The organism is Qipengyuania sp. NPDC077410, from assembly GCF_044543405.1.
Lineage (GTDB): Bacteria > Pseudomonadota > Alphaproteobacteria > Sphingomonadales > Sphingomonadaceae > Qipengyuania > Qipengyuania pacifica.
Window position 1 is genome coordinate 316,009 of the sequence record NZ_JBITWB010000003.1, and the last position, 21,026, is coordinate 337,034.

At 61.0% G+C, this 21,026-nt stretch carries 18 protein-coding genes; 7 read left to right on the forward strand and 11 right to left on the reverse strand.

Annotated elements, in window-relative coordinates; all coding sequences use genetic code 11:
• Nucleotide 1 precedes the first annotated feature (1 nt).
• From ACIGGE_RS15130 to ACIGGE_RS15140, 3 genes are read left to right on the forward strand one after another with little or no spacing between them, the layout of a single operon-like run.
• On the forward strand, nucleotides 2-775 hold the full coding sequence (locus ACIGGE_RS15130) for a type III pantothenate kinase (protein WP_397490971.1): 774 nt from the start codon (nucleotides 2-4) through the stop codon (nucleotides 773-775).
• On the forward strand, nucleotides 772-2,421 hold the full coding sequence (locus tag ACIGGE_RS15135) for a ribonuclease J (protein ID WP_397490972.1): 1,650 nt from the start codon (nucleotides 772-774) through the stop codon (nucleotides 2,419-2,421). Before ACIGGE_RS15130 ends, ACIGGE_RS15135 begins: the two co-directional genes overlap by 4 nt.
• Nucleotides 2,422-2,432: 11 nt before the next feature.
• Entirely contained in the window at nucleotides 2,433-2,705 is a 273-nt protein-coding gene (locus tag ACIGGE_RS15140) for a DUF1467 family protein (protein ID WP_103023770.1), read from the forward strand.
• Nucleotides 2,706-2,708: 3 nt separating this feature from the next.
• On the opposite strand, the gene ACIGGE_RS15145 is transcribed toward ACIGGE_RS15140, so the two are convergent.
• A complete protein-coding gene (locus ACIGGE_RS15145; RefSeq protein WP_397490973.1) occupies nucleotides 2,709-5,267 on the reverse strand; it encodes an ATPase in 2,559 nt (852 codons plus the stop codon).
• Between the two features lie 259 nt (nucleotides 5,268-5,526).
• Between ACIGGE_RS15145 and ACIGGE_RS15150 the strand changes: the two genes are divergently transcribed.
• Genes ACIGGE_RS15150 through ACIGGE_RS15160 form a run of 3 tightly spaced genes read left to right on the forward strand, consistent with a single transcriptional unit; the run spans nucleotide 5,527 to nucleotide 9,106 of the window.
• The gene (locus tag ACIGGE_RS15150; RefSeq protein ID WP_397490974.1) at nucleotides 5,527-6,708 is read left to right on the forward strand and encodes a hypothetical protein; all 1,182 of its coding nucleotides are present in this window, start codon (nucleotides 5,527-5,529) and stop codon (nucleotides 6,706-6,708) included.
• Between the two features lie 41 nt (nucleotides 6,709-6,749).
• A complete protein-coding gene (locus tag ACIGGE_RS15155) occupies nucleotides 6,750-7,703 on the forward strand; it encodes a hypothetical protein (protein WP_397490975.1) in 954 nt (317 codons plus the stop codon).
• A gap of 2 nt (nucleotides 7,704-7,705) precedes the next feature.
• On the forward strand, nucleotides 7,706-9,106 hold the full coding sequence (locus ACIGGE_RS15160; protein WP_397490976.1) for a sensor histidine kinase: 1,401 nt from the start codon (nucleotides 7,706-7,708) through the stop codon (nucleotides 9,104-9,106).
• Here the strand turns inward: ACIGGE_RS15160 and ACIGGE_RS15165 are convergent, their stop codons facing one another.
• The 3 genes from ACIGGE_RS15165 to gltX are packed head-to-tail and all read right to left on the reverse strand — an operon-like array spanning nucleotide 9,107 to nucleotide 12,045.
• Nucleotides 9,107-9,298: a hypothetical protein gene (locus tag ACIGGE_RS15165; protein ID WP_103023775.1), complete on the reverse strand. Its 192-nt coding sequence runs from the start codon at nucleotides 9,296-9,298 to the stop codon at nucleotides 9,107-9,109.
• 1 nt (nucleotide 9,299) lies between these two features.
• Nucleotides 9,300-10,586, reverse strand: a complete 1,287-nt coding sequence (locus ACIGGE_RS15170; protein WP_103023776.1) for a citrate synthase — start codon at nucleotides 10,584-10,586, stop codon at nucleotides 9,300-9,302.
• 10 nt (nucleotides 10,587-10,596) lie between these two features.
• A complete protein-coding gene (gene gltX / locus ACIGGE_RS15175; RefSeq protein WP_397490977.1) occupies nucleotides 10,597-12,045 on the reverse strand; it encodes a glutamate--tRNA ligase in 1,449 nt (482 codons plus the stop codon).
• Between the two features lie 121 nt (nucleotides 12,046-12,166).
• Between gltX and ACIGGE_RS15180 the strand changes: the two genes are divergently transcribed.
• Entirely contained in the window at nucleotides 12,167-14,257 is a 2,091-nt protein-coding gene (locus ACIGGE_RS15180; protein ID WP_397490978.1) for a ComEC/Rec2 family competence protein, read from the forward strand.
• 15 nt (nucleotides 14,258-14,272) lie between these two features.
• Here the strand turns inward: ACIGGE_RS15180 and lexA are convergent, their stop codons facing one another.
• From lexA to trpE, 7 genes are all read right to left on the reverse strand, one after another.
• Entirely contained in the window at nucleotides 14,273-14,962 is a 690-nt protein-coding gene (lexA, locus tag ACIGGE_RS15185) for a transcriptional repressor LexA (RefSeq protein WP_397490979.1), read from the reverse strand.
• Between the two features lie 308 nt (nucleotides 14,963-15,270).
• Complete coding sequence (gene trpC / locus ACIGGE_RS15190) at nucleotides 15,271-16,056, reverse strand: indole-3-glycerol phosphate synthase TrpC (RefSeq protein WP_221598369.1); 786 nt, start codon at nucleotides 16,054-16,056, stop codon at nucleotides 15,271-15,273.
• Nucleotide 16,057: 1 nt separating this feature from the next.
• Nucleotides 16,058-17,050, reverse strand: a complete 993-nt coding sequence (gene trpD, locus ACIGGE_RS15195) for an anthranilate phosphoribosyltransferase (RefSeq protein WP_397490981.1) — start codon at nucleotides 17,048-17,050, stop codon at nucleotides 16,058-16,060.
• A complete protein-coding gene (locus ACIGGE_RS15200) occupies nucleotides 17,047-17,661 on the reverse strand; it encodes an aminodeoxychorismate/anthranilate synthase component II (RefSeq protein ID WP_196846088.1) in 615 nt (204 codons plus the stop codon). The genes trpD and ACIGGE_RS15200 overlap by 4 nt, the downstream gene beginning before the upstream one ends.
• A 75-nt stretch (nucleotides 17,662-17,736) precedes the next feature.
• On the reverse strand, nucleotides 17,737-18,699 hold the full coding sequence (gene pip, locus ACIGGE_RS15205; protein WP_221598372.1) for a prolyl aminopeptidase: 963 nt from the start codon (nucleotides 18,697-18,699) through the stop codon (nucleotides 17,737-17,739).
• Entirely contained in the window at nucleotides 18,696-19,529 is an 834-nt protein-coding gene (locus ACIGGE_RS15210) for a phosphodiester glycosidase family protein (protein WP_397490982.1), read from the reverse strand. The genes pip and ACIGGE_RS15210 overlap by 4 nt, the downstream gene beginning before the upstream one ends.
• Nucleotides 19,526-21,025 (reverse strand): anthranilate synthase component I, encoded by a 1,500-nt coding sequence (gene trpE, locus ACIGGE_RS15215; protein ID WP_397490983.1) that lies wholly within the window; start codon nucleotides 21,023-21,025, stop codon nucleotides 19,526-19,528. The genes ACIGGE_RS15210 and trpE overlap by 4 nt, the downstream gene beginning before the upstream one ends.
• Nucleotide 21,026 lies beyond the last annotated feature (1 nt).

The following is a 21,026-nucleotide window of genomic DNA, read 5'->3' on the forward strand; positions in this document are numbered from 1 at the left end:
GATGTTGCTCGCTGCCGATGTCGGAAATACGAATGTTGTTTTCGCGCTGATCGAAGGGCGCGAGATAAAGTCGCGCTGGCGTATAGCAACCGACCCGCGCCGAACGGGAGACGAGTATGCAGTGTGGTTGCTCCAGCTCGCCGAATTTCAGGGCTTCGACAAGAGCGACATTACACAGGTCATCATTGGTTCGGTCGTCCCCCGCGCGATCCACAATCTCACTGTCCTTTCCGAGAAGTATCTCGGCATAACGCCGCTTATTGCGGGGCAGGACGGGGCGCAATGGGGCTTCGAGCTGGACATCGAACAACCCAGTTCGCTGGGCGCCGATCGGGCGCTAAATACGTTGGCTGCTCATGCGAAATACGATGGTGACCTGATACTCGTCGATTTCGGTACTGCGACGACGTTTGATGTCATCGATTTCAACGGTGCTTACAAGGGAGGCATCATTGCACCCGGCATAAATCTTTCGCTCGATGCCTTGGTCGGCAACACGGCTAAGCTCCCACGCATTGCGATAGAAAAACCCGCCAATGACAGCGTTATCGGACGCAATACCGAAAGCCAGATGCTTATCGGTGTCTTCTGGGGCTATGTCGCCTTGATCGAGGGGCTGATTGCCCGAATGAAGAAAGAGATCGGTCGTCCTGCAAGAGTAGTTGCAACAGGCGGACTGGCCATTCTGTTCGACGAGCATACCGACTTGTTCGATGCAGTCGATGCCGACCTTACGTTGGAAGGTTTGGCCATATTAGCGGAGCGAGCGCCTTGAAGAAGGATTTCACCCCCGAAGACGAACTGCTTTTCCTCGCACTTGGCGGGTCGGGCGAAATCGGAATGAACGTCAATCTCTATGGTTGTCAGGGCCGATGGTTGATGGTCGATCTGGGCATGACCTTCTCGGGAGACCAATACCCCGGTGTGGATCTCGTCTTTGCAGATCTGGAATTCATCGAGGATCGTGCCGACAAGCTTGATGCGATCGTGCTGACCCATGCACACGAAGATCATATCGGCGCGGTACCGTATTTCGCTGCCGAACTGGACGTGCCGATCTATGCCACACCGTTCACGGCTGACCTCGTGCGGCGAAAGCTTGAAGAAGCTGGCTTGGTGGGCAGGGTGGAACTGCGGGTGATCGACGCCGATCATGGCAGCTTCACAGTAGGCCCTTTCGAAATAACGTATATTCCGCTGGCGCACTCTATTGCCGAAGGCAACGCCTTGCTGATCGACACACCCCACGGCCGCGTGTTCCATACGGGCGACTGGAAGCTCGATGAAGATCCGATCATCGGCGAGCCGACCACTGAAGAAGAACTGGCCGCAATCGGAGACGAGGGCGTTCTTGCGCTGGTTTGCGATAGCACCAACGTTTTCAATCCTTCCCCGAGCGGATCTGAAGGCGCGGTGCACAAGGGTCTGCTGGAAGAGGTGCAACGCCACAGCGGGAAGCGTGTTCTGGTCACCACGTTTGCCAGCAATGTTGCCCGCCTCCAGACGCTGGGCGATGTAGCGCGCGAGACTGGCCGTCAGCTATGCGTTGCGGGGCGGTCGCTCGACCGAATTATCGAAGTGGCGCAGGACAACGGCTATCTCGAAGATCTGCCTGAGCTTATCGATTTCGACAGCGCCATGAGCCTTCCCCGTGGTGAAGTTTTGATACTGGCCACGGGCGGGCAGGGCGAACCTCGCGCAGCCCTGGCCCGCATTGCCGACGAAAATCACCCAATCGAACTTGTCAGCGGCGACGTGGTGCTATTTTCCAGCCGTCAGATCCCGGGCAACGAGATTTCCATCGGTGCGGTGCAGAACAAGCTGGCCGAACGGGGCATCACCATGGTGACCGACCGCGAGAGCATGATACATGTTTCCGGCCATCCGGGGCGTCCGGAACTCGAAGCTCTGTATGGGTGGCTTCGTCCCGACATTCTCGTGCCCGTTCACGGCGAAATGCGGCACATGCAGGAGCAGGGTAGGTTGGGGAAGGCCAGCGGCATCCCCGATCAGGTCGTTCAGCAAAATGGCGACATGGTTCGATTGGCTCCAGGCGCACCCGGAAAAATCGGGGATGTCCGCACCGGCCGCCTCGTCCTCGACGGCGATATAATCGTGCCGGCCGATGGAGAGGCGATTGCCATGCGCCGGCGCATCATGCGCGAAGGCGTCGTGATCGTCGCGCTGGACGGGGACCTCAATCCCAGGATCGACAGTCTCGGATTACCGCTCGACGAAGATTATGCCGATTTCGTCACCGAAGCGACGTCAGATATCAGAAGCGCCATCGGCAAATTGCGCGGTGCGGATCGACGCAACGAACAGAGCGTGCACGAAGCCGCACGGCTTGCAGCACGGCGGGCTGCGCAACGGTGGTCGGGCAAGCGGCCGCAAGTCCGCGTGATTGTCCCCAATCTATAGGAGCCAAGGCGATGCAGTGGACGAGCGTCCTCGCCATTTATTTCCTGTTCTTCGTGTTCAGCGCGTTCATCCTGCTGCCCTTCGGCGTGCGGACGCATGACGAGGCGGGGCTCGAGATGGTGCCGGGGCAGGCTGACAGCGCGCCGGCTGAATTCCGCGGAGGACGCCTGCTGCTGCGCGCAGCGGTTCTCGCGGCATTCGTGACGACGGCCTATGTGCTGAACTACATCTACGGTTGGATCACCGTGAACGACATCATGTTCTGGGGGCCATGGGCGGACTGACCTCTACCGCAAGCGCTCCAGCGCCTGGGCGAGAACTACGTATAACTTACCCATATCGCTGCTGAGCAGCGTCACGCTGACGGCGTTGCCGTCGCGGGTGGAGAGCATGGTGCGGAGCATGGCTTCGAAGTCGTGAATGTAGCGACTGACGTGCTCGCGGAAGTCGTGGTCGCTGTCGTACAGATCGGCGATCTCGCGTGCCTCGGCATTGTCGAGGAGGCGCACGGCACGGCGGGTGAATATCCCGCGATCGCCCCGCAGATAGCTGGCCCAGGCGGTGTCGGTAATCTCGGTGGAGAGCGCCTTGGCGATATCGATCGCGTTCGAGTTCAGGCTTTCGCTGATGAGCGCGACGCGGCGCGAGAAGTCGTTGCCGACATCCTCTGTCGCCCGTTCGCGGGCATGCGCTATGCGGCTTTCCAGATTACCAGTGAGTTCGTTGACCTTCGCCAGCTGATCGCGGAGCTGACGCATGACCTCGCGCCCGGTCTCTGCCGACCGTTCGGTCGCGGCATCGAGCGAAGCGATGGCCTGTTCGGTGTGTTCCTGCAGGGACCTGTCGATCGCCTCGGCGCTCTGCTCGCCAACCTTTTCGGCGATCCGTGCGATCCGTTCAGCCTGTTCGGCCTCGATCGCGGTCAGCGCGTTGCGCGCGCTGCTTTCCAGTGAGGCGATCGCGTCGCGCAGTTCGCCCTGCGCATGGGCTGAGAGTTCCCGGCTCTCGTCGCTGAGAGCTGCAACACTTGCGCGCAAACGCTCGATCCCATCGACCTGAGCGGCGGCAGTTTCGCCAAAGCGAGCCTGGAATTCATCGACACCGTTCATCGCATCGCGGCTGCGGGCTTCGGCAGCTGCCATGCTGGACGTCAGCATCTCGCCAGAGGCTTTTGCCTGATCGAGCAGGTTGCGAACCTCGTCGGCGCGGTGTTCGATGTTGGCCAAGCGCGTTTCGCTGGCTTCCATGGCGACAGGAAGGTCTTCGCGGCTATGCTTGGCGCTCGCCTGGATCAGTTCGAGCAGGCGCACGCTGGCATCGGTCAGCGACGAAACAGCCATGTCCGTTCCGTCCAGCGCATCGCGGCTTTCGGCCAGTTTCGCATTGAGCGCTTCGATCCCTTCGGAGAGTTCGACGCGTGCTTCACGTCCGTGCGACGAAACCCGTTCGAACGTCGTGCTGAGGGCTGCAATTCTGTCACCGAGCTCTTCGCCTTCCGCTGCCAGCAACGAAAGCTGTTCTGCCTGCTGGGCGCGACGATCCGAGATCGCTTCGTCGAGCTTGGCGAAATGGTCGGTCAGGCTGGCGTGCGCGGCTTCTTCCGCCTCCCGGAATGCGGCTTGGCGTTTACCCGTTTCTTCCGCGAAGAGCCGGTTCCGCTCGGCAATCCTGCCATCGACCGCTTCCGCTTCGCTGAACAATTCCTGCAATTTGGAATTGGCAGAATCGAGGGCTTCCTGATCGATACGGGCAACGGCGGCAACCGCTTCGCTGAGGCGCTTCTGCATGGCTTCAATCTGACTTGCCCAAGCCGAAAGAGCAGCAGCTTCGCCATCGCGCACTTCATCGGCGAATTCGCTGCTTTCGCGCCGAATCTTCTCCAGACGGTGATTGAGTTCATCCATTGCCGCGTCGCGTTCGGCAGCCGATGCGGCTTCCGTATCGGCCATTTCATGCCGCAGGCTTTCGAAGCGACTGCGGATCGACGCCAGTGCGTCGACTTCCCTGCTGTCCAGTTCGCCGCGGAAGATCTCACTGTTTTCACGCAGTTCGCTAAACCGCTGTTCCGTAATGTCGGCAAGCTGATCGGCCTGCGCCGCGAATGCTTCGAGAGACGCATCGACACGTTTGCGCAGTGACGCGACCTGCCTTTCGCTGGCCGCGCCGAATTCGTTGAGCCGCTGGAAGCCTTCGATCAGGTCGTCGAGATGGCCGCTCGCCTGACGACCGGCGCCGCCGATCTGGTTGGACACATCCTTTGCCGAATTCGCTATGACGGGCAGGTTGTTCCGCAACTTGTCCATATTGTCCAAAGCGTTGGCACTGACAGTGGCGATCGTTTCCACCCGGTCACCGTTTTCGACGATCAGAGCTTGCAGGCGATCGGCATGTTCCGAAAGACGGTCCGTCGCAGTGCGGCCGAGGTAATCGAGGTCCCGCGTCTGGCTCGTGAGGAATTCCCGCGCGAGGCTCAATTCCCGGTTGATGACGGCCAGTCGAGCTTCAAGCTCTGCCGATTGGGTCGACAGGGAATAAGCAACTTGTGAAAACCGTCGCGCTTCCCGGGTCGAGTTCCTCATGGCGACAAGCCACAGCGCAACTACGAGCAATACAGGCCCGGCCCATTGCGATACGAGCGCGGTCCAGGCGGCGGGGTCGGTGCCGGCCATGATTTCGGCCTGACGTGCCCAGAGGAAGAAGGCAGTCCAGCCAAGCACGGCGAAAATTGCCAGGGCGGGCGCAACCCACCGTCTCGCCTGGCCGGGCTCGTCTTCCGACCAGTCTTCTTCGAAGAGAGGTTCGTCTTCGACTAAGGTTTCGTCAATAACACCCTGGGAATTAGCCATTTCCGGAGCATCTACTTCAGCCGGGTGATCGACTGCCTGTATCAATGGGTGCTTTGTCATCGAGGTGAAATCTATCACCAATCCGCACAGCCTTAAACTCTAATTAACCTCTTTACCGGGGAGTGTGACCGCGACGTATCACTTACCCTCGCAAGACTATCTGTCGCTTGCTCTCACAGAAAATGTAAGGACTGGGTTGGCGACCACCCATTACCGCCCCTAGAAGCGGCTTTCGTCGTTCAGAACCTGTCCGGAGTTAATGTTGCGCATCGCCCTGCTGTCTGTGCTTGATGGCCAATCCGATCCGCGCAAAGTGCCAGCCCCTTTCCGCAGGCTGGCAGGCGCGCGGCTAGTCGAACGACAGCTCGACATCGCGCTGGCTGCCGGATGCGAAAGCATCGCGTGCCTTGTCAATGTGGTCGGCCGGGAGGTGATGGACCTGCAGCACCGCGCAGAGGCCGCCGGCGCGCGGTTCATAGCAATTCGCGAACCGCGGAAACTGTCCGGACTGGTGACTGCGAGCGACGAGTTGCTCGTTATCGCGCCCGGTATCCTGCCCGATGACGAGGTCATCCTGCGCCACCTGGCGAAGCCGTGTATTCTCGCTTTTCCAGAAGATCCGGCAATCAACCGGGGCTACGAACGCATCGATGCGCATTTCGCCTGGGCAGGTGCATTGCTGACGAAGGGCAATGCGGTTGAAACCCTCGCACAGCTACCCGGCGACATCGATGCGCCTTCGGCTCTTTTGCGGATAGGGTTGCAGAGCGGAATGAGGACTGTCCCGCTGGAAACGCGGCTCCTGGAAGAACATATCTGGTTGCGGGATCCCTCTCCCGAAGAGCTCGCCTTCCGCGAAAAAAGCTGGGTTTCGGGCCATGCCGATGTTGCTGCGTTTACCGCACCCGGCCTCGCCATCGCCGAGCGCATGGGAGTGCGGCTTGCGCAGGACACGATTGGTGGGCGCCTGCCGAGAATTCTCGCGCTAAGCGCCGCGCTCTCCGGGCTTCTCGCGCTGTCGTCGGGGATCGGGGGCTGGCTGCTGCCTGCCTTCGGCCTGGCGATCCTGGCGGCCTTGCTTTTCGCGATGGAAGAAGTGGTGAGGCGCGTATCTAATGCAGGGCAGATCAAACCCCGCGTGCCGCCGTTAATTCAAGCGATCACGATCCTGTTCGACCCGTTGCTGGTCATATTGATAGCTCTGGCTTCACCTGAAGACACCGGTTGGCTGCGGCTTTTCGTGCCAGCGATACTGTTCGGACTGCTGCATCTTGGCGACCGGATCAGCGTACCGCGCTGGCGGCGCAGTTATGCCGACAGGGTTCTTTTGACGGTAATGTTGCTTCCCGCGGTGATCCTGGGCGTGACACAACCGGTGGTGGCGGTTCTTTCCCTCGCCATTCTGGTAACACTTTTTCTTACTTCCGGTCCGCGCGACTAACGCGGATTTAACCATGTTAGCTTTACCGACGAACCATGCCGATGCCTGATGCATCCACCCCGGTCGCTGGCGACCACGAAAGCCTGCGCGATGCCCTCGTTCGCGGGAATGCGACGCTTGCGCGTATTGGTCCCATTCTTGCCCACCTGATGGCGGCACCGGACCACTCCCTTTTCAGTGACGAGATCATCGCGCGTATCCGGGGAATGTGTCACCACCTCGCGTGGCAGGTCCTGCGAGCGCAGGCCGAGGCGGCAGGTCAGGCGGGCCGCGAGGCTTTCGCCGAACGCCATGGCGCGGCGTTGGCGGAGCATATGCTCGCCACTCCGGGTCTGCTGGCGCATTGCCACGCCCTGGCGCTGGAATGGCAGCTGACGGAACGGCTCGAGACGCAGTACGGCATCGATCCTGTACTGTCGCCGCTGGTGCAGGAGCTGATCGCATCCGAAGACAGCGGGCTGGCCAGTTCGGCAATGGCTTCGCTGACGGCGCAGGCGCGTTTCGCCCAGGCGCAGCGCCGGATGGAATTACCGCTGGCGGAACTGCCGGGGGACATCTTTCACGATTTGCTTATGAACTGGCGTGCCTATAGCGGGCAGCTTCGTTCCGATGCCATGATCCGGGCCGAAGCGAAGTTGCGCAACGCCTTCGATGAAGGGGCCGGAAGGATCGCACTGATGTCCCGGGTGATTGCCAGCATGGGAGGCGAGGGCAGGCGGGCGCTCGATATCGATCATGGCGGGGCGGCCTTCTATCTTACAGCATTGGCAACGCGAACCGGACAATCGAGGGTGGCGGCCGTGCTTTCGACGAATCACGAGCAGACTGCGCGTCTGGCCCTGGGACTGCGCGGCGCCGGTCTCGACAGCGCGGAAGTGGAGCGGCAGGTCCTCCGGATCGATCCGAAGGCGGTGCCCCCTCGCGAGATCGCCGAAATGCCACCTGAAGCCGCGCGACAGATCCTGTCCGAATCTGCAAGCGCTGGAGTCGTGTGATCATGGCCTCTGTCGAAAGCCGATATATCGCGACTGCCAAGGCCGACGCCGAAGGAAGGTTGATCGAAGCCGACGAGGTGCTGGCGCGGCTGCAGCAAGCCTGTGGCGGGACCATCGGTTCCCGGATCGCCATTCCGGAGCTTCTCGCCCTTGTCGAAAAGGCCCAGAGATATGGTTTGCGCCTCGCCCGTCAGTTCGAGGCGGTGGACGGCGAAAATCGGGTCACGGCGTGGGTGGAAATAGCGCCACAGCCGAGTGACGAAGATGGAGACTCCGGCAGCACTATCGATGTGGTCAGCTGGCATAGCGAGTGTCTTCCGCCGGAAAACGACATCGAGGCCGCGCGCAGGCGTGTCGAAATAAACCGCCATCTTGCCGATTGTACCGCAAGGCTCGATTCCAGCCAGCGGCTGCTCTCCATTGATACGCAGGCCCCCGATCTCGCCGAATTTGCCGATGCGGCCCTTGCTAATGTCGGCAAGCCCTGGACGGATCTGGTCAGTTTACCGGGTAACAGCCATCAGCAGCCGCTTCATTGGCGTCTGCTCGACGGTACCAAGTGCACTGTCGAAGGATCGAGCCGCAGCTGGACGGCACACCTCGAGCCCCTGGGGCAGCCACAACCGGGCAGCGCGGGTTTCGTCCTTTACCTGACGGCCGACAGCCCGCTGTCGGCAGGCCTGACGAACGAAGAGGCTGCAGGTCCCGACGGACCCTCCTTTGGCCGAGATCTGACACCTGTCCTGCGTCAACCGATCAACCGGATCATCGCCAATGCGGAGACCATCCGCACGAAGCTGGCGGGACCGCTGGCCGACGAATACAGTTCCTACGCTGCCGACATCGCGACAGCGGCCCAACACCTGCTGGCGTTGATCGACGACCTGTCCGATCTCGAAGTCGTCGAGTCGGACGATTTTGCCACGGCACCGGACAGGATCGAACTGGCCGATGTCGCGCGCAGAGCCTGCGGCATATTGGGGGTGAGGGCGCGCGAGAAAGGGATCACGCTGGTGGCGCCTCCGGAAGGCGAAAGCCAGCTGGCGATCGCCGAATTCCGCCGCGTGCTGCAGATTCTGCTGAACCTTGTCGGCAATGCGATCCGGTATTCGCCGGAGGAAAGCCAGGTGTGGATCAGGCTCGATCGGATTGGAAACCGCGCGCTGATCACCGTGGCCGATCAGGGGCACGGACTTGAAGATGCGCAGAAGGAACAGGTCTTCGAGAAATTTGAACGCCTTGGCCGCAGCGGGGATGGGGGCTCCGGTCTGGGGCTGTATATCTCGCGCCGGATCGCGCGCGCGATGGATGGCGACCTGACGGTCGAAAGCGCGCCGGGTCTTGGCGCGCGTTTTACCCTGTCGGTACCTGCGGCTGATGAAATGCGGGAAATACCGCGCTGATCAGCGTCTCGCCGACGCTCGCCAGAACAAGAACAACCCGATCAGGAAGGTGATGCTGCCGTAGATGGCCCATTGCCGCTCGGCGAGCATGAAACTTTCTGCAGGCCACATGACAATTCCGAGGCCCTGAAGTGCCCACAGGCCTCCGGAGAGCATGAGAGCTACTCCGAAGACCATGAGGACGAAGCGCATCTTAACGATCGCCGATGGCGACATAGTCGCGTTGGGTCGGACCGGTATAGAGCTGGCGCGGACGGCCGATAACCTGTGCGGGATCCGAAATCATCTCGTTCCACTGCGCGACCCAGCCGACCGTGCGAGCAAGGGCGAAGAGGGCCGTGAACATGGTGGTCGGGAAGCCGATCGAGTTCAGGATGATGCCGGAATAGAAGTCCACATTGGGGAAGAGCTTCTTTTCCTTGAAGTAATCGTCGTTGAGCGCGAGCTCTTCGAGCCGGAGCGCGGTTTCGAAAACTGGATCGCTGACGTTGAGCGCTTCGAACACTTCGCGAAGCGTTTTCTGCATGACCGTCGCACGCGGATCGTAGTTTTTGTAGACGCGGTGACCGAAGCCCATGAGACGGAACGGGTCGTTCTTGTCCTTGGCGCGTTCGATGTAGTGCGGAATTTTGTCGGGCGAGCCGATTTCCTGCAGCATGTTGAGCGCGGCTTCGTTCGCGCCGCCATGCGCAGGGCCCCACAGACAGGCAATGCCGGCCGCGATGCAGGCGAAGGGATTTGCACCCGACGAGCCGGCAAGACGTACGGTCGATGTCGACGCGTTCTGCTCGTGGTCGGCGTGAAGGATGAAAATCCGGTCCATCGCGCGCTCGATCGCAGGATGGATTTCGTATTCTTCAGCCGGAACGCCGAAGGTCATGCGCAGGAAGTTGCCGGTGTAGCTCAGCGAATTCTTCGGCTGCATGAAGGGCTGGCCGACCGAATATTTGTAGGCCATTGCCGCAATCGTCGGCATTTTCGCGATGAGGCGGTGGCTTGCGATCTTGCGCTGTTCGGGGTCCGAAATGTCGGTGCTGTCATGGTAGAACGCCGACAGCGCGCCAACCACACCGCACATGATGGCCATGGGGTGCGCGTCGCGGCGGAAACCCTGGTAAAACTGGCGCAGCTGATCGTGCACCATGGTGTGGCGCGTGATCGTGTAGGTGAAATCGTCGAGCTCGTCCTGCGACGGCAGTTCGCCGTTGAGCAGGAGGTAGCTGACTTCCATGAAGCTGGAATTTTCGGCAAGCTGGCCGATCGGATAGCCGCGATGGAGCAGGACCCCTTCTTCGCCGTCGATATAGGTCAGCGCGCTTTCGCAGCTTGCCGTCGACTTGTAGCCGGGATCGTAAGTGAACTTGCCCGTCGTTCCGTAAAGCTTGCGGATATCGACCACATCCGGGCCAACACTGCCCTGCAGCACGGGAAATTCCTGGGTCTGTCCACCCAGATCAAGAGTTGCCTGCTTATCGGCCACGCGTGTCTCCTCAGTCGTTCTCTTCGGTGCCTGTGGGCGAGGCCTGCGCGTCTATGCGAAGCAGCGACTCTTCCTTGCCCAACAGGACCAGCACATCGAAAATGCCGGGGGACGTGGTAGTCCCCGTCAGCGCTGCGCGCATGGGCTGCGCGAGCTTGCCAAGGCCCAGTTCGAGCTTCTCAGCATACGATTTCGTAGTGGCTTCCAGAGCCTCGCTTGTCCAGTCATTTTGCACATGCAGCATTTCCGACAATCCGGCGAGGCGCTGGCGCGCTTCATCGTCCAGCAGGCCAGCGGCTTTGTCGGTCATTTCCAACGGCCGTTCCGCAAACAGAAACGCCGCGCCCTCGACCAATTCGTTGATCGATTTCGCCCGCGTCTTGAGGACCGGCATGGCCTGGGTCAGAAGATCGAGATCGGCCTGTCTGTCCATTCGCGCAGCCACGATTTTAGCGAGACGCGCGTCGTCCGCCTCACGGATATAATGGCCGTTGAGGTTCTGCAGCTTCTTGATGTCGAAGCGCGCCGGGCCTTTGCCCACGCCGTCGAGATCGAAGAGTTCTATCGCTTCCGACTTGGTGATTTCTTCACGGTCGCCATGTCCCCAGCCGAGGCGAAGGAGATAATTGAACAGCGCTTCGGGAAGGACACCTTCTTCGTCCCGATAGCTTTCGACGCCGACAGCACCGTGGCGCTTGGACATCTTCGCACCGTCGGGCCCGTGGATCAGCGGAACATGACCATAGACCGGATCGGGCCAACCGCCCTCGATTTCATCCATGGCGCGGATGATCGGCAACTGGCGGAATGCGTTATTGAGATGATCGTCGCCGCGGATCACATGGGTTACACCCATGTCGTGATCGTCCACCACAACGGCGAGCATATAGGTCGGGGTCCCGTCGGCACGCAGCAGGACATAGTCGTCGATCTCGGCATTCTTGACCGTAACCTCGCCCTGAACCGCGTCGTGGATCGTGGTTTCCCCGTCGGTCGGAACCTTCAGGCGGATGACGAACGGCGCGCCGTCCGGCGCCTCGCTTTCGCTGCGGTCACGCCAGCGGCGATCATACCGCATGGGCTGCTTGTTTGCCCGCTGCTCGGCTCGCATTTGCTCCAGCTCTTCGGGAGTGGCGAAGCACTTATAGGCGTGGCCGGCTTCCAGCAGTTTGTGGGCAACTTCGGCATGGCGTTCGGCCCGATCGGACTGGAATACGGGGGCATCGTCGAAGTTGAGACCAAGCCAGTCCAGGCCTTCGATAATCTTGTCGATAGCGTCTTGGGTGCTGCGTTTCTGGTCGGTATCCTCGATCCGCAGAAGCGTGCGGCCGCCGTGATGGCGCGCATAGAGCCAGTTGAACAGTGCCGTCCGCGCACCTCCGATATGCAAATAACCGGTAGGAGAGGGAGCGAAGCGGGTGACGACCGGAGAAACCTTGCGGTCACTATCGCTTGCCATTTTCTCTCATTTCCTTTCAAACACTTGCATGGCGAGGCAGGGGACGCCTTCAATACCTATGGGGGATGCGGGCGATACGGCCCGCGAGACAGTGCCGCGCACTTGGCGTACGCACGGTGTCTTGTCCAGTTCCGCGCGCAAGTTTGAAGCGTTTCTGGAGGCCGCCGAGTTCGACCGCGGGCCCTGGCTTACCGTTGCGTTCGGGTGCGGAATCGGACTGTGGTTCTATCTTGCCGCTCCGTGGCAGTGGGTTGCGATGATTTCAGCATTCTTGGGAATGGCTGTTCTCTCGTGGGCGGGTTGGCGCCATCATCCCGGTCGCGCATTCACTCTTGCCGCAGTTATTTCATTGGCTCTGGCGATTTCTGCAGGCGTGTCGGTCGTGTGGGCCCGATCGGCGATGGTGGGCGCAGAACCAATTGCCTATCCACGTTTCGAGCGGATCGATGGGCGGGTCCTGAGCCGGGAAGAGCAGCCCGCAGAAGACAGGGTTAGGTTGGTCCTGGCCGCGCGCGACGGCGAGACGGGAAAAGCGCACGCATATCGGGTCAATGTGCCGCTGTCTGCGGACAACCCGGAATTGCGAGAAGGTGCCAGGGTCAGGCTGTCGGCACGTCTCATGCCTCCGTCGCCGCCGATCGTTCCCGGTGCGTACAACTTCGCCAGACGAGCCTGGTTCGATGGGCTAGCCGCAACTGGATCGGCTGTCGGCGATGTAGAGATCGTCGAGCCGCCTGGCGCTCCCCGACTGTCCATAGCATCCGCTCAACGACAGCTCTCGCGACACGTTCGCGCCAATCTCGAAGGAACGTCCGGTGCCATCGCAGCCACCCTGGCGAGCGGGGACCGCGGAGCGATTCCCGAAGCAGACGAGGAGGCGATGCGAGATTCCGGGCTGACCCATTTGCTGTCTATCAGCGGCCTTCACGTGAGCGCGATCATAGCTGCGACCTATTTCCTGGTTCTGAAGCTGCTCGCGTTCTGGCCTTGGCTGACGCTGCGCATCCGGCTGCCGCTGGTGGCCGCCGGGGCATCGGCTATCGCTGGTATTGGCTATACACTGCTTACCGGCGCCGAAGTGCCGACCGTGCGTAGCTGTATCGGAGCTCTGCTCGTACTCGTCGCTTTGGCTGTAGGACGAGAACCACTGTCCATGCGGATGATCGCCATCGCGGCGGGAGTCGTGCTCGCGTTGTGGCCGGAATCGCTCGTCGGGCCGAGTTTCCAGATGAGTTTTGCGGCAGTCATCGCCATCGTATCGCTCCACAATGTGCGTGCGGTACGGGACTTTCTCGCACCGCGACAGGAGAGCTGGCTGCGTCGCATGTCGAGACGGGCGGCAATGCTGTTCCTGACCGGACTGGTCATTGAGCTGGCCTTGATGCCAATCGTCTTATTCCATTTCCATCGCGCCGGTGTTTATGGAGCGGCGGCCAATCTGATCGCCATTCCGCTGGTCACATTCATATCGATGCCGCTGGTGGCGCTTGCTTTGGCGCTCGATCTGATCGGAGCGGGCGCGCCGGCGTGGTGGCTGGTGGGCAAGTCGCTCGACCTGCTGCTGGCCATTGCCCATTTCTTCGCCGAGCAGCCGGGGTCGGTCAAACTTGCGCCGCGTATCGGCATGGGAGCGATAGGGTTATACGTGGGCGGGGCGCTCTGGCTGGCGTTATGGCACGGCAGGGCGCGCCTGCTGGGTTTTGGGCCAATTATCGCCTCTGCCGTGCTGATGATCACCGCCCCGATACCCGATATCCTCATTACGCGTGACGGACGCGACATAGGCGTTGCCAACGAGGCCGAGCGGTTGCTGGTTCTGCACGATCGTGAGAGCGGATATGCTCAGGACAATCTGCTCGAACTGGCCGGTACGGATCAGAGCCCTATCGAGATTGCCGACTGGCTGCGCAGCCGGTGCAGCGACCAGTTTTGCGTCTTCGCTTTAGAGCGGGGTGGGCGACCCTGGTCCGTCCTCGTCGCGCGCAATAGAGATCTCGTGGAAGAGCGGGCGCTGGCCGCGGCTTGCATGCGGGCCGACATCGTCATTGCCGACCGTTATCTACCGTACAGTTGTCAGCCGCGCTGGCTCAAAGCGGACAGAAGGTTTCTCGACCGGGAAGGGGGCGCTTCGATCTATCTGGCAGACCAAAAGATCGATACGGTCGCCCAGGATCAGGGCGAGCATGGATGGTGGCGCGCGCCGCGTGAGTAGGCGCGCGCCAGCAAATCAGTGGTAGCGGCGGAGCAGGCCCGCCAGTTTTCCCTGAACCTGAACCCGGTGGGGTTCATAAACTTGCGCTTCGTATGCACCATTGGCCGGATCGAGCACGACGCGGCCTGCATCCTTGCGAAGATATTTCAGAGTCGCTTCTTCGTTGTCGACAAGTGCCACGACGATCTCGCCATCGCGGGCCGTGTCCGTGCGTTTTACCAGAGCGAAGTCGCCATCGAAGATCCCGGCTTCGATCATGGAATCTCCGGAAACCTCCAAAGCATAATGTTCGCCCGGACCGAGCAGCGCGGCCGGCACGGGCATGCTGGACTGACCTTCGATCGCTTCGATCGGGGCGCCGGCGGCAATCCGCCCATGAAGCGGAACATTGATGATGTCGTTTGCCGGTTCGGGCGCCACCGCCTTTGCCGGGATCGCAGCCGATACGGCGTCGTTAGCCGCCACCGGAGCGGGCGACCCCATCACGGCATTTTCAGGAAGCTTGACCACCTCCAGCGCACGCGCCCGATTGGGAAGGCGCCGGATGAAGCCGCGTTCTTCGAGTGCCGAGATCAGGCGGTGTACGCCCGACTTGCTCTTCAGATCGAGCGCTTCCTTCATTTCTTCGAAGCTGGGGGAAATGCCGGTGTCTTCCAGACGCTGCTGGATGAACCGGATCAATTCGTGCTGCTTGGCGGTCAGCATTGTGCGAACTCCGTATCGCGTGTTCACAAAAGGCGTGAACGAATGCGGAACAATTAAGCAACCAAAATAACAAAGTCAAGCAATTCAGCCGTTCCTTGCGGAACAACCGTTCATGGTTCGATCCGGATCAGGGCGCTGAGAAACCGCTGTCGTTAAGCTTTTCGGTCGCGCAGGGGAGACATGGACCACATGGACCACTGTACAAGGGGATAAAAAGTCACCCCGCACCGAGGCCGAAATCGCGCCAGAACGCAGCGGGTTTGGTCTGGAGCTGATACCTTTAACCGGTCAGCAGCGTGTAGGACAGATCAGTTCCCGAGCAGCATGCGAGTTGCCGCTTCGACATCGCGTTGGCGCATCAGGCTTTCGCCGACTAGGAAGCTGTTCACCCCGGCGTGTGACAAGCGCTGGCAGTCTTCGAATAGAGAAATGCCGCTTTCGCCGACCAGAAGCGAACCCTCCGGTGCCAGAGGCGCCAAGGCTTCGGTCGTGGCGAGATCGGTCGAGAAGGTCCGCAGGTCCCGGTTGTTCACGCCAATGAGGCGCGACTGTAGCAATGCTGCACGTTCCATCTCTGCGTGATCATGGACTTCTACCAATACGTCCATGCCATATTCCACCGCGGCCCGTTCGATCTCCACCATCGCACCATCATCGAGTGCGGCGACTATGATCAGGATCGCATCAGCGCCGAGTGCGCGCGCTTCGGCCACCTGCCAGGTATCGACCATGAAATCCTTGCGCAGGACGGGCAATTCGCAGGCCGATCGCGCTTCGACCAGATAATCTTCGTGACCCTGAAAATACGGGGCGTCGGTGAGAACCGAAAGGCACGCAGCGCCCCCTGCAGCATAGGCGCGGGCATGGGCAGCGGGATGGAAATCTTCCCGGATCAAGCCCTTCGAGGGTGAAGCCTTCTTGATTTCGGCGATGAGGCCGAAGCCGGACCGTTCCGCACGTTCGAGCGCAGAGCGGAAACCACGCGGGGCGGTCTGTTCGCGAGCGGAAGCGTCGAGATCGGCCAGCGACCGCATGCGCTTGCGTGCGGCCACTTCTTCTCTTTTGGTGGCGCAGATTTGTTCTAGCTTGTTCATATCAGGCGGCCATTGCGATCCAGCTTTCGAGCAAGGTCCTGGCTTTGCCGGAATCCAGTGCTTCGGCGGCGACTTCGGCGCCTTCCGTCCAGTCGTCCGTACGGTCGGCTACGATCAGAGTGGCCGCGGCGTTGAAAAGTACCGCGTCGCGATAAGGTCCGGGTGTGCCCGCAAGCAGGGCTTCCAGCGCGCGGGCATTGTGACGGGGATCGCCACCGCGAATAGCCTCGACCGGGGCGTGGGGCAGATTGGCATGTACCGCCAGCACCCGGCGCATCTCGAAATCGTTGCCCTGAACGTCTGCCAGTTCGTTGCCGCCGGCAAGGCTCAGTTCGTCCAGCCCTTCGTCTCCCGAGGCGATGAAGGTGCGTTCGGTGCCCAGCTTTGCCTTGGCTGCGGCATAGATGGGGACATAGGCCGGGCGCGCGATACCGATAAGCTGCCGCTTCACGCCGGCCGGGTTCGAAAGCGGACCCATCAGATTGAAGATCGTACGAACGCCAAGCTTCTGGCGAATGGGCTGGATCCGACCCATGGCCGGGTGATGGTTCTTGGCGAAAAGGAAGCAGATCCCGAGTTCCGCCAACGTCTTCTCGGCACTTTTTCCTGCAGCTTCCATGTCGAGGCCGAGTACCTCGAGCGTGTCGGCCGCGCCGGATTTGCTGCTGGCGGCCCGATTGCCGTGTTTGGCGACGGGCACGCCGCAAGCTGCGACGACGAGGCTGACAGCAGTCGAGACGTTGAGCGTGTGGTGTCCGTCACCCCCGGTTCCGCAGCAATCGACCGTGCCTTCGGGCGCGTCGACGGGAATGAGCCTTTGCCGCAGCGCGCGCGCAGCGCCGGCGATCTCGTCAGATGTTTCGCTGCGCGCGGACATATCGACCAGGAAACGTGCGATCGCATCGTCATCGGTTTCACCGTCGAGGATCCAGCCGAAAACCTCTTCGGCTTCCGCTTCCCCAAGATGTTGCTTTGCGTCGGGAAGCGTTTTCATGCCGGGACCCTGGCGGCGATGCCGCAGATTTCGAGGAAGTTGGCGAGCAGGGCGTGACCATGTTCGGTGGCGATGCTTTCCGGGTGGAACTGGACCCCGTGAATGGGCAGATCCCGGTGTCGGAACCCCATGACGCTGCTGCCGTCGAGGCCCGGTGTTTCGCTGGTGGCATTCACGTCGAGGCAGGGGGGAATGTCTTCGACCACGAGCGAATGATAGCGCGTTGCCGTAAACGGAGACGGCAGTCCGGCAAATACGCCAGTGGCATCGTGTGTGACGGGTGACGTCTTGCCGTGCATCAGCCCCCCGCGGACCACGCGTCCGCCGAAAAACTGGCCGATGGATTGATGGCCGAGGCACACACCGAGCAACGGCTTTCCGGCGTCTGCACATGCTGCCACCAGATCAAGGCTGACGCCGGCTTCATTGGGCGTGCAGGGGCCCGGCGATATGAGATAACCTGCGTGACCTGCCAACAGAGCTTCATCGGCAGTGACGGCATCGTTACGCACGACTTCGACCTCAGCCCCCAGTTCCATCAGGTAATGGACCAGGTTGAAGGTAAAGCTGTCGTAATTGTCGATTACGAGGATTGATCGGCGGTCGGTCATTCGTGGCGTCAATGGAGGCGCGATGCGCGGCTTTCAAGCAAGGAAAGCTGCGGGATGCGAAACGTCGGCGTGACGTCAGGCTTTCTTGCCTGCCAGCTTGTCTGTCGCCTTAACCAAACCGTCGACGATCCCGGTTTCTCCTGCGCTGTGCCCCGCATCGTGAACAATCCAAAGGTCGGCTTCGGGCCAGGCCTTTTTCAACTCCCACGCGGAGACAGGCGGAGTGCAGATGTCGTGGCGGCCCTGGACGATGATACCCGGAATGCCGGCGAGCCTGTCGACGTTCTTCAGCAATTGCGCCTCTTCGAGGAAGAAATCCTCGAGGAAGAACTTGGCGCAGATGCGGGCAAAGGGAACGGCCTTGGAAGGATCGGCAAAACTGTCGAGCAGGGCGGGATCGGGAAGAAGTGTGGCGACGGTTCCTTCCCACAACGACCATTCCCTTGCCGCGGCAAGGCGCGTGTCTTCGTCATCGCTGGTCAGACGCTTGTGATAGGCCTTCACGAGGTCGCCGCGTTCGGCTTCTGGAATGAGGCCGGTGAAGTCGTCCCACTGTTCGGCCATTATTTCGCTGGCGCCGTAGGAATAGAGCCAGTCTTTTTCCTTTTGCCGGCCGAGGAACACGCCGCGCAATACGAGCTCGCTCACCCGCTCGGGATATTTCTGGGCGTAGGCGAGGGCAAGGGTGGAGCCCCAGCTGCCGCCGAAAGCCTGCCATTTTTCATGCCCGCACATTTCGCGCAGACGTTCGATATCTTCGACTATGCGCCAGGTATCGTTGTTTTCGATTTCAGCGAAAGGAAGCGATTTGCCGCAGCCGCGCTGGTCGAACAGAAGCACGTCATAAAGTTCAGGGTCCCATTGGCGGCGATGGGCAGGCGACATCCCGCCACCCGGACCGCCGTGAAGGAAGACGGCCGGTTTCGCCCCCTTGGTGCCGACGCGTTCCCAATAGAGCGAATGGCCTTCGCCGACATCGAGCATCCCGGTTTCATAGGGTTCGATCTCGGGATAGAGGGCGCAGCGCGTATCGGTCATTCGGAAGCTTTCTTTCTAACCACGACGATGGGGCCGATCGGGGCCCCGGTATCGAGCCGTTCCGTGGCGGGGTTCCAGAGCTGGGAAACATTCCCGTCCAGATACAGCGCGTTCTTCACGTGCAGCTCGTCCTTGTAGAAACGGGCGAGCTTGCCGAACGAAATCGGCGCATTCGAGATCACGAAATGCGCGCGGCCTTCATCGTCCACGCCAACCGCGTTGCGTACGAATTTAGACGGTCCGTCGCGCGTGATTTCCGGGTGAATCTTGCCATCGACCACCAGCATGGGGCCGGATTGCGTCCCGAATTGAGGACGCTCCGTCACATTTTCCAGAAACCAGTCAGTCGCGCGCACTGCCCATTCGCCATCGGTGCCGTAGAAAACGCCATTGGGGTTCATGTGGAAGTTGCCTTCGCCATCGGCGGTGTTGAGCGGATGCAGCCGTTCCGAATCTTCCACGAAATACCCGATCGGTTCGCCGTCATCGTCGAACATGCCTGCATTCATGGCAAAGGCGATGGTCTGCGCATCGGTGGCCGCTGCGAAGTCGGTCAGGCTGCGATAGAACTTGCCGTCACGTCCAAGTGCCATGCTGATGCTGTGACGCGCCGGCACGGCAAGGCAATGCGTGACCGGCGTATCTTCGAAAATGATCGAACGGCAGGCGCTTTCGACCTGGCTTGCGAGCGTTTCGGTCGGGGTCGGATCGGGCGTGGGATCCACCTGCGCTTGGCCATCGATGCGTGCGCGGGCGACGGGTTCGCCTTCGGGCTGTGCTTCGCAAGCAGTCAAGGCCAGAAGGGCGAGGGCGGCGATTGTAATTCTCATTGACCGAATCCGGGCTCCCTCGCGAGGCGTACGGCTTCCTTGGCCGCAGCGAGCAGGGCGCTCGCCTTCGCTTCGCATTCTTTCTGTTCATAGGCGGGATCGCTGTCGGCGACTATACCTGCTCCAGCCTGTACATGCATCATGCCGTCCTGGACCACGGCTGTGCGCAATACGATGCAGCTGTCTACCGAACCGTCGGGGGCAAAGTAGCCGACGCCACCAGCGTAGGGGCCGCGCGTCGCCGGCTCGAGTTCGGCAATGATCTCGCAGGCGCGGACCTTGGGCGCCCCGCTGACGGTGCCCGCAGGGAAGCCGGCGAACATTGCATCGATCGCATCCTTCGACGGATCGAGCCGCCCGGTGACGTTGCTGACGATATGCATGACGTGGCTGTAGCGTTCGACAGTGAAGCTCTCAGTCACGGTAACGGTCCCGGACGCGGCGACGCGACCGACATCGTTGCGTCCGAGATCGAGCAGCATCAGATGTTCGGCGCGTTCCTTGGGATCGGCGAGCAGGTCCTGTTCGGCAAGCCGGTCTGCCGCAGAATTGGCGCCGCGCGGCCGTGTGCCGGCAATCGGCCGGATGGTGACCTCGCCATCGCGCACGCGTACGAGGATTTCCGGGCTGGAGCCGACAATGGCAAAGCCGGGCATGTCGAGAAAATAAAGAAAAGGCGATGGGTTCACGCGCCGCAACGCACGATAAAGGTCCATCGGCGGGAGTGTGAAAGGCGAAGTGAAGCGCTGAGAGAGGACGACCTGAAAAATGTCGCCAGCCGAAATGTAGTCCTGAGCCTTGAGAACCATCGTTTCGTAATCCGCGGCGGACATGGTCGGGGCCAAGGAAGGTTCGGGATGGTCCGTCACGGCCTTTGCGGATGGTGGTAATTGCTGAGCAAGCTTGCGCAGAACGTCGTCGATCCGTTCGCCAGCAAGTTCCATCGCCAATTCGTCCCAGACTGGTGCGACGCAGAACAGCGCGTCGCTCAGCCGGTCGAAAACAAGCAGGACCGTGGGCCGTACAAACAGCATGTCCGGCAGGTCGAGTTCGCCGTGTGGAGGGCGGGGCAGCTTCTCCACGAGGCCGATCGTTTCGTAGCCGAAATGGCCGACGAGGCAGGCGAGAGCTGGCGGCAATTCATCGGGCACATCGCAGCGGCAGGATTCCACCAATGCGCGAAGATTTTCGAGGGTGCCGCCTTCACAAGCGTGAAAGGCATGGTGATCGTTCTGCCAGTCGCGATTGATCTCCGCCCGATCGCCGGTCGCCCTGAACACGAGATCCGGATCGAGACCCATGAGACTGTAGCGGCCGCGCACGTCGCCGCCTTCCACCGACTCGAGCAGAAAATCGCCGCGGCCTTCGCAAAATAGCTTGAGCGCCGCCCCGACAGGCGTTTCGGTATCTGCGACCACCTGCCGCCAGACCAGCGCAGGCCTGCCGTCAGCTAGCGCTTTACGCGCCTGGTCGACGCCTTTGAGACTTGTGCTCAAA